Source organism: Nesterenkonia alba DSM 19423 (assembly GCF_000421745.1).
Taxonomy (GTDB): Bacteria; Actinomycetota; Actinomycetes; order Actinomycetales; family Micrococcaceae; genus Nesterenkonia; species Nesterenkonia alba.
This window is the reverse complement of sequence record NZ_ATXP01000024.1, coordinates 1-7,807: the sequence shown is the minus strand read 5'-3', so window position 1 is coordinate 7,807 and position 7,807 is coordinate 1. Positions and strand designations below refer to the sequence as shown.

Below are 7,807 nucleotides of genomic sequence, written 5' to 3'. Positions count from 1 at the left end.
AGGTGATCCGCTGTGACAACGGTCCGGAGCTGATCAGCCAGGCCCTCGCCGACTGGGCCGGGCAGAAGGTCGGACTGCACTACATCCCGCCGGGGGCACCATGGCGTAACGGCTATGTGGAGTCCTTCAACAGCAGGATCCGGGATGAGTGCTTGAACATCAACAGCTTCTACTCCCTGCTCCACGCGAGGGTCGTGATCAGCGACTGGAAGTATGACTACAATCACCACCGGCGGCACTCCTCACTGGGCTACCAACCCCCAGCGGCCTACGCCGCAGCCTGCCGCCACACAAGAGAAGATCAACCCCCGCAGCTCACATAAGAACTGGACCTAACACCGGGGGCATTCCAATGTCGCCTGGTGATTTCTGATTTCATTGTGGTGCTTGCAGTAGTGCTGGGTGTGCAGTTGACGTGGCCAGGCCTGAGCTCTGACGTCGAGTACAGTCTGTCTACTGTTGGTGAAGGCAGTTTGGGCTACGGCTTTGTGTCTGCAAGTATCGTTGCATTGTGGACTGTCACCCTATGGCTTAGCGGTTCCCGGAATCCGCGGGTGTTGGGGTCTGGTTGGCTTGAGTATCGAATCATTGCGGACTGGGCTGTTAGGCTCTTTGCCGGAGTGGCAACACTCGCTTTCCTCTTGAAGCTGGATTTGGCGCGAGGATACTTGCTGCTGATCTTCCCGCTGGGGATGTTGGTTCTTTTGGGGGAGCGCTGGTTATGGCGCCGCTGGTTACATCGTCAACGGCGTTCTGGCTCATACTGCCGGAGGGTCCTTCTCATGGGCTCTCCAGCGTCGGTGGAACACATTGCGGGAGAACTGTCTAACCAGCCCTGGGCGGGTTACCAGGTGGTGGGTGTGTGCCTTAGTCGTGGACTTGCCGGCCTGCGTAAGACTGTGGCCGGAATACCCGTGGTCGGGGATTTCGAGTCTGCACGTACTGCCATGGAGAAAATCGGCGCCGATTCCGTAATAGTTACTAGTTCCGATGACTTGGATCCCAAACGGGTGAAAGAGCTGAGCTGGGATCTGGAGCAAGGAAAGTACTCCTTGATTGTGGCGCCAAGCCTTACGGATGTCAGTGGTCCTCGGATTCATAGTAGGCCAGTAGCGGGACTGCCTTTGCTGCATGTTGAAACCCCGCAGTATTCAGGTCTACGTATGGTGATGAAGCGGGGTTTCGACATTGTGGCCTCTTTAGCGATCCTAGTCACACTCGCCTTGCCCATGCTGGTGATCGCTCTTCTGGTGAAGGTTACCTCTCCCGGGCCTGTGCTGTTTAAACAGGAGCGCATAGGCCTTCGGGGGGAATCTTTCCAGATGCTCAAATTCCGATCGATGCTGGATGGCGCCGATAGCCTGCTGGACCAGCTAGACCATTCTTCGAAGATTGACAAGGGCAGTGTCCTTTTCAAGATAAAAGAGGACCCCCGGATCACAACTGTTGGAAGGGTGTTGCGGCGGTACAGCCTCGATGAATTGCCCCAGTTGTTTAATGTCCTTGGCGGAAGTATGTCGTTAGTTGGCCCTCGGCCGTCTCTGGAGCGAGAGGTGCAACAGTATGAATCCCACGTTCACAGGCGGTTCCTCGTCAAGCCAGGAATTACTGGATTGTGGCAGGTGAGTGGTCGTTCTGATTTACCATGGGAAGAGGCAGTACGGCTGGACCTGTACTATGTAGAGAACTGGTCACTGACAGCAGATCTAGCCATTCTTTGGCGGACGTTAAGAGCCGTCATCCGGGGATCGGGTGCATACTAGTATCTTCGCGGGCTCGCGGGCCTTCGGCGATAGAGGGAGCCAGAGTCGTGGATAAGACGAGACGGGCGGGGACAAAACTTTCGCCTGCAGACGTACATCCAATCGAGGTGCGTCCACTTGGGCTCACAGTAACTCCGATGACTGCTTCGGAAACAGTGCAGTGGGTCAGTCAGCAGACAGGGAAGCGGCTCCTCCTCAATCACAACCTCCATAGTGCATACATCTACCAAAAGAGCCAGAAATTTCGTGAAGTGTACGAGCAGGCGGACCGGGTCGTGATTGATGGTGCCCCGATTCTTTGGTTGGCCCGGCGAAACTCGCATCAGGAACTGAAAACCGTAAATCGGATTGGCTCCACTGACTGGATTGCTCGGCTGGCCGAATCTCCTCGCCCAGGGCGTCTCTTTGTATACGGTGCAACAGAAGCCAGTAACCGGGATGCCGTTGCCAAACTACGGGAAGAACTGGGCGCACAGGGCTGGCAAGTGGAGGGCAAACATGGCTATGTGGATCACAACGAAGCAGTTGCGTGGCTGTGCACAGGAAACCCTTCTCTCGTGCTCGTAGGCCTGGGTATGCCAAGGCAAGAGGAGTTCTTACACGCCGCATGGGGAGAGCTTCCGGAAGCCGTTTACGCAACTGTTGGCGGAGCAATTGACTATGTAGCAGGGCATAGTACGTTAGCACCTCGGTGGGTAGGTCGTATTGGGGCGGAGTGGATTTGGAGACTAGTACACGACCCCCGACGTCTTGCCTCTCGTTATTTAGTGGAACCGGTCAAACTCGTGGGACTCATTGTGAGAAGCAAACGAAATGAGATCTGAGGACGCGGGAGTCGCCACACGTCAATATGGAGGATGGCCTAGCCATGAGAGGTCTCGCTAAAGCTGCACAAGCCCGTAAGCGTGCAACGCAGCTAATGTACTATGCCTTGGACTTCTCTCCTCGGTATGCGCTACTCCAAATGCGGTGCACTATAGATTCGCAACGAGCGATACGGAATGGGTGGGTTGGATTCACGCGGGAGGTTCATGCTCGCAAGGACATTTGGGTGCAGCATTTTCTTCGACGTGAATTCTCCGACCTCATCGATGACTGGAAAAAGCGAGAAGAATCCGACCCCAACTTGCCTCTGAATTGGTCCCAGACAGCACCAATCTGGATCCTATGGTTACAGGGGAAACACGCCATACCCCCACATGTAGCGGCAAAAGTGAGGACCGTTCGCCAACACGCGGGCCGCCACCCCGTTCAGGTCGTTGACAGGGCGGACCTTCGTCACCTCGTGAATATTCCTGACGATATCTACAAAAAATACGACTCTGGGATCATCTCACACGCCTTCTTCTCAGATATTGCACGGATATGGCTGCTAACTCAACATGGAGGACTTTGGCTGGATTCGAGCGTGGTCCTTGTGAGTGAGATACCGGAAGAAGTGTGGCTGTCCCCATATTGGACAGCGAAGGAAATCGACCCGCGTTTCCCTCTTGAGCCGGTTTGTGTTGATATATGTCACTGGCAGGGCTATATGCTTGCGTCCCAGCCGCAGGGTCTTCTAGTCTCTTTTATTAGAGAGTTTTTGCTCCAGTATCTACGACGGTACAATCGTCCGATTGATTACCTGCTACTTAACCACGTCGCAAAAGTCGCACGGGAGTGCCTCCCTGCTATTAGTAAGCAATACGAGGATATACCCCCAAATAACCAACTGTGTGAGCTTCTTGGTCCTGAGCTTGAAAAGGGTACACCTTCATCAAAGGATCTGCGTTCACTGTACCTCGAAAGTAACACATTCTTCTATAAGCTTTCGAATCACGTAAAGTATCCTTTAAAAAGTCCTAGTGGAACCCCGACACTTGCCGCGGATGTTTTAAGTGCTCCGTAGGGAACATGGCGTTCTATATCTGGAGGAAGAACCATGTCCAGGAAGAACCCTCTACCTATCCCTGCTTGGAAAGCCTGTCCCGCAAGAAGGCTATAGTCACCCTAATTGGCCACACAAAGGCCTTGCTCATCTGGCCGGCAGCTTTCCAAGAGCGCCGGTCTACTAGGGTCGAGAGGTAGGTGCCAACAACGATGGCCGATAGCCAAGCGACCCCCGCACCTACCGGTCCCCATCGATCGACAACGAGAAAGGCCACAGTTGTCGCCGCTACTGCACCACAGAAATATCGGGTCAACAGCACTCTGTAGTGCCCCTCCGTAACCGTCCACTTCGTATAGATGGCTCCCATAAAGAGAAAGGGTGCTCCACAAGAAGTGATCGCCAGGACTGTTATGGATTCTCGGTAGTCGTCTCCAAATATAACAGTTATCACTATGCTTCCAGCCACCCAGAGCAGGAGACCAGCGAGTACCCCTAACCAGAAGGCGCGGTCATACGACTTCTGAAGATAGCGCTGGTAGACACCTGAGTCACCTTGAGAAAACTTAACTAGCAAGGGAAGCGTGGAGGTCATAAAGACAACTGGCAACATAGCAGCCAATTCTGTAAAGCGGACGGCAGCCGAGTAGACAGCGACATAGGCAGACCCGTGCACCGCTTGGAGGAAGAACATTCCTACCTTCGATGCGAACTGGTCGGCACCACCGGCGACCATCAGGGGCCATGCTTCCTTCAGCATATGGCGGATGTCAGCCCACGAGGGGCTGACAAAAAATGGCAGCCCACTTACTCGTCTGTACGTGAGGCAGATGGAAACACCACAGACGCCCGCTTCAAGTACAAACAGAGCAATTAATATCCATAGTTCCCCAAAAGTAAACAGTGAGATTACTTTGACGCAAAAGAGTACTGCTGATGCGCTGACCACGACTATGGTCGGAGTCCGGCTGCGTAGGTGTGCTAAAAACCATAAGCTGGGGGTTTCCAATGCCCTGAGGAAAAGTGCTGATGTCATGACGACGGCTGCCATGGCCACTGTGAGGCTGCCGCTGGTAAGTACAAGACCTATTGCCATCATCAACGCGAAGGCGGCGAGAGCCTCTCGCAGGACTAGGGCGGAGGCCAACACTTGAGGGGCTTTCTGCTCATCTTGCAAGATTCGTCGAACTACAAATGAGTCAAAGCCCGTTGTCATCATTGCAGCGCCCAACGCCACTACCCCACCAGCATAGTTATAGATACCAACTTCGCTTGGGGGGAGCCCGATAATGAGTAGAACGCCGAAGAGTGTGTTGAGTCCGGTGGTCCCCCCTGCGTGCAGTACATTCCAGAGCCCGCTTCCCACTGCACGTCTTTTATGTTCTTTGCCGACATCTGACGCTGTAGAACCGGAACCTGCTGCTTCAGGGGTGAGTTGAGCGTTGGGACTTGATGACATCCGTTGGTACGCGCCTTTCATTTCGCCTGTGACCGGGCGGAGCGGTCTGGAGTGTCATGGTCCTGGAGCGAGGGCAGCGTTGCTTGTGCGTACTTTGGGCTGGAATGCGCGGGGCTCTGTTTGTCTGGTGGGGAGGTCCTTGTAGTTCCGCCACTCTGGGTGGTGAAAGGGAGAACTAGGACTAGGGTAAGAAGGTGGCCAACGTCTAGGTCCTCTAGCGCAGCCCAGATGGCCACGAATGCAACTAGGCTGGCGGACAGCCAGTCATTGTGGCGGATGGCTACGCTGAGTGCCAGGATTATGAGAGCTACAAGAAATATGAACCCAATCAATCCGCCCCGGAATATCATTCCTATATAGGCAGAATGAGTTGCTATATTGGCGACTAGGTCGATGCCTTCGGGCTTCACCCCGTAGCCTAGTAGTGGGAGCCATAAGTCTCCTACTAGATCAAGAGTGTGGGCATAGATGGCACCTCGAGATGCTCCGGACCCAGCGCGTTCCATGTTTAGATCTTCAAGGAAAGAGTATATAGCGCTTCCGAGGAATATGGTGGTGGCAATAGTAAATATAATTATCTGAGTTAGAGAGAAATAATATGCAACCTGCGATACGTGTCGCCTTATCAGAATGAGAGCGGCGACGACAAGTGACGCTAAGAAGGCGGCCCAGCCAACGCGGCTGAGAGATAGGTATAGGTTTAAACTCCCGCCTAGTATGGCAACCACGGCTAGGAGTCTCCATGCGCCTTTGTCTTTCAACAACGAAACAGAGAGAAGGATTCCGGCTGCAGATACTGCCCCGGCCCATGTCGCATTAGCCATCATCCCCGTCGATCTGAAGGCTTCTCCGCCTAGCCAGTCGAGGTAGTAAACGCTTCCCGTGGCAAAAGCTCCGATGCCGGAAGGCAGGATGGCGCCCCAGGTGTCCTGCATCAAAGGAAGGGGGAAAGGCTGGGGGTAGAGGACGGCTGCCATTGCAGTAACGAGGCCTTGTATGGCCACGATCAACACTATTCCTTTGGATAATGCTTTTCGAAGTTCTGGCGAGGGAGTGTTGGCCAACAGGGCACTGAGAGCTACCCAGACAAGCCCGTTGCCAAATAACCCAGCGATGCGGTCGAGGCTCCACCCGAAGGCGGCCACGCCAATCACAGACGACAGGCAGAGCGCGAAAAATATACCTAGGGGAAGCCAAACGACCTTCCGTCGTGCACCGTGTCGGTAGAGGTCCAAGATTCCTATTAGTCCTAGTAGCGGCCAGAAGAGTCCGCCTAGGCCGAGCGCCCATAGTAGAGGGTAGGTGTAAAGGGTGAGGCGCACGAGGTGTGTAAAATCGCTGCTAGAGACTCTGTCAGCGCTAAGAGCGTTTGCGTTCATGTCCTGATCCCTCGTGAGATGGCTAACGCCTCGAGCGTACTCTTCCGCAATCTGCTTAGCATCTGATCCATCTCCCCCTCACCTATGACGGGGAGGCATGTTTTGGAGGGCGTGACTAATGTGATGCCATGCGTCGTCTGCAGTTGGTATGGGTCGGTCAGCGCTCAGTTCACACTCGGGCTTGGCTCCCTCAAGAAGCTCGTCAAGTGGTTTCAGCATGTCTGTCACACTCGCGGGGAGCGCTAAGCCCGTGTAGTAGACAGGCTTGCCGGTAGCCAGCGCATTCCAGATTTTGGCCGGCACGAGCGTTTCTGTGCGGGGACCTTCTCTGTAGGGCAACACGATGGCGTCCCAGGTATCCATGATTTTTACGAGTTCATCCAAAGGCTGCAGGTCATGGAGAGTGGCGCCGGCGCGCAAAAGCGGTTCTACTGCACTATCATCGACAGGGCCCACTATCTCGAGACGATGCACCTGCGCGAGGCGCACCATCTTCTCGATGTCAATCTCTTCTTTCCGGACGGTGCCAAAATATCCCAAAGTGCCCTGGTCTGAGCCACGTGTCCATCGATGCTCAACGAACTCATCGTCTGCGGGGTGAGTTACCTGAAGGTACTTCAAGTCGGCTTTGCACCAGTCCGCAGCGACTTGGTCATTTTCTGTGACAAGTAACACCCGGTCTTCCCGGGCCTCTTGTTCAAACGAGGCCTCCACCTGCCGCCAAGAGCGTGGCGGATACCATGAATCTGGGACGCTTGCCCAGTCCACGACGCGGTCATGGATAACAAAGTGCGGGTCCAAGAGGTCGATTACTGCCCGATTGGTGAGGGAAGGTAGATAGACAAGTACAGCTACTAGGTGCGATCTAATGTGCTTCTTGAGGCGCCTGGCAAAGTATTTTGAAGATAGATGATCTGGGCGCCAGGGTATTATAGTAACGTTTTCAGGAACTGGGTGTTTGCTGCTTTTTCTTTGCTGGGGAGTGGTGCGTGTGTTGACGAGTCGTTTAACCACCTGGGATACACTGCGAGGGTGGGGTTGTCCCGCGTCAAGTAGTTGGCAGGATTTCCTTGGTTTTGAATGTCGGGGTGGTGGGGTCGGCCAGGCCCAGGTGCACCTCCTTGGGCCGGTTCCATGAGATGGCCTCGTGGGGCCGGAGCTCGTTGTACTCGATCCGGTAGTCCTCGGCCCGCTCGGCGAGCACGATCGCGTCGTCGATCTCGTCCAGGTAGAGCCGTTCGTACTTCAGCGTGCCGAAGCCGCGTTCACGGGACCCGTTCTGCCCCGGGGTCTTCACTCGGGTGCGCACGTGGTGTAGCTCGGGGTGGGCGGCGATGAA

At 54.8% G+C, this 7,807-nt stretch carries 8 protein-coding genes; 4 read left to right on the top strand and 4 right to left on the bottom strand.

Translation table 11 applies throughout. From position 1 onward, the window contains the following. The 4 genes from H578_RS0111780 to H578_RS16775 form a co-directional block, all read left to right on the top strand. Positions 1-323 (top strand): integrase core domain-containing protein (locus tag H578_RS0111780; RefSeq protein ID WP_028464087.1); only part of this gene is annotated, 323 nt, incomplete at its 5' end. Positions 324-362: 39 nt separating this feature from the next. Next, positions 363-1,763, top strand: a complete 1,401-nt coding sequence (locus tag H578_RS15110; RefSeq protein WP_022873878.1) for a sugar transferase — start codon at positions 363-365, stop codon at positions 1,761-1,763. A 137-nt stretch (positions 1,764-1,900) separates the two neighbouring features. Next, the gene (locus tag H578_RS16080) at positions 1,901-2,587 is read left to right on the top strand and encodes a WecB/TagA/CpsF family glycosyltransferase (protein ID WP_084710234.1); all 687 of its coding nucleotides are present in this window, start codon (positions 1,901-1,903) and stop codon (positions 2,585-2,587) included. A gap of 26 nt (positions 2,588-2,613) precedes the next feature. Next, positions 2,614-3,651, top strand: coding sequence for a capsular polysaccharide synthesis protein (locus tag H578_RS16775; protein WP_084710232.1), 1,038 nt, complete (start codon positions 2,614-2,616; stop codon positions 3,649-3,651). 55 nt (positions 3,652-3,706) lie between these two features. On the opposite strand, the gene H578_RS0111770 is transcribed toward H578_RS16775, so the two are convergent. The 4 genes from H578_RS0111770 to H578_RS15285 form a co-directional block, all read right to left on the bottom strand. Next, a complete protein-coding gene (locus tag H578_RS0111770) occupies positions 3,707-5,089 on the bottom strand; it encodes a flippase (RefSeq protein ID WP_169558526.1) in 1,383 nt (460 codons plus the stop codon). 17 nt (positions 5,090-5,106) lie between these two features. Continuing rightward, a complete protein-coding gene (locus H578_RS0111765; RefSeq protein ID WP_028464208.1) occupies positions 5,107-6,468 on the bottom strand; it encodes an O-antigen ligase family protein in 1,362 nt (453 codons plus the stop codon). Between the two features lie 78 nt (positions 6,469-6,546). After that, a complete protein-coding gene (locus H578_RS0111760) occupies positions 6,547-7,182 on the bottom strand; it encodes a glycosyltransferase family protein (RefSeq protein ID WP_022873875.1) in 636 nt (211 codons plus the stop codon). A 334-nt stretch (positions 7,183-7,516) separates the two neighbouring features. Next, a partial coding sequence (locus H578_RS15285; RefSeq protein WP_156837341.1) for an integrase core domain-containing protein occupies positions 7,517-7,807 on the bottom strand: 291 nt, incomplete at its 5' end.

Excerpts from the sequence above, each read along its gene's own strand:
- H578_RS16080 (WP_084710234.1), top strand. The coding sequence starts at position 1,901 with ATGACTGCTTCGGAAACAGTGCAGTGGGTCAGTCAGCAGACAGGGAAG.
- H578_RS16775 (WP_084710232.1), top strand. The coding sequence starts at position 2,614 with ATGGAGGATGGCCTAGCCATGAGAGGTCTCGCTAAAGCTGCACAAGCC.
- H578_RS0111770 (WP_169558526.1), bottom strand. The coding sequence starts at position 5,089 with ATGTCATCAAGTCCCAACGCTCAACTCACCCCTGAAGCAGCAGGTTCC.
- H578_RS0111765 (WP_028464208.1), bottom strand. The coding sequence starts at position 6,468 with ATGAACGCAAACGCTCTTAGCGCTGACAGAGTCTCTAGCAGCGATTTT.